Here is a 1,104-nt window from a genome sequence, read left to right on the forward strand (position 1 = left end):
TGCTACACTCAGGAATTTTTGGGCGTGGTTGTTGATAGATCATTCCCTGATTGTCACATGCTCACCTAACTATAGCTGCTTTACTCAGTTGGGTCAACCAACAGCCCCTAGGCACGCCACTGATCTGCTTGGGTCGGACAAAACTAAAATTAATTCTTGAAATAGGGAGCAGGGAGCAGGGAGCAGGGAGCAGGGAGCAGCGATTTGTACCTCATGGGTATAAGAGTCAATCCTTACCCTTTGATACACATTTTGTTTATTTTGTCAATGCGTAAGTCCTATTTATGAGGTTTTACATGAGGTTTATGAGGTTTTACATGAGGTTTATGAGGTTTTACATGAGGTTTATGAGGTTTTACATGAGGTTTATGAGGTTTTACATGAGGTTTTACATGAGGTTTTACATGAGGTTTTACATGAGGTTTATGAGGTTTTACATGAGTTTTATAGTTGCTAGTTGTGCTATAGGGGGGGCTCATTTTCCGCCTCTAGCCCTTGGTTATGTTGCTGCCCGTAACGCACCACCTTGTCAAACAACAAAAATCAGATGCACCCAACCTCTATCCAGTAGAGCCATCAGGACTCGAACAGGGGGGAATATGCTAACGAAGGTATCAGATCAGAGTAAGCGCAAGAATCAATAAACCGTGGCTTACCCTCGAAAAAGACCGCGTCATTCTCAACAACTTAACTCTATTGCGAGTACAGTTCGACGAGATTATAGGGGTTTCGAGCCACGATCAACCGATATCCAGCCAATGCACATTATGGGCAATTTTTTCTTGCGCTTACCCTGGGGCTCATATGAGTTTTTACATGAGTTTTTACATGAGTTTTTACATGAGTTTTATGAGATTACAAACTGTGGAAAATACTAATCTAGTATGTGTAGTGAAACAAAAGAATGTAATCAATTCTTTTTTCCTACAACCCTTTATAAACAGTCAATCTAACAGGAGTTAGTTGAAACAATGGTTACATCTCATGATGAGCATGACACTCATATCTTCGGTGTTGTTAGGCCAAACGGCGATATTTTATCTGGTAAAGGCTTCAAGGTTGACAAAAAGCGGAACGGGATTTAAATTATATACTTTGATCAGC

Annotated in this window: 1 protein-coding gene; it reads right to left on the reverse strand. The window is 40.7% G+C overall.

The genetic code is table 11. The annotated features are described in order from the left end of the window. Positions 1-93: 93 nt before the first annotated feature. Complete coding sequence (locus F6K53_RS44725; RefSeq protein WP_293087480.1) at positions 94-249, reverse strand: hypothetical protein; 156 nt, start codon at positions 247-249, stop codon at positions 94-96. Positions 250-1,104: the final 855 nt, after the last annotated feature.

This window comes from Moorena sp. SIO4A1 (assembly GCF_010672065.1).
GTDB lineage: Bacteria > Cyanobacteriota > Cyanobacteriia > Cyanobacteriales > Coleofasciculaceae > Moorena.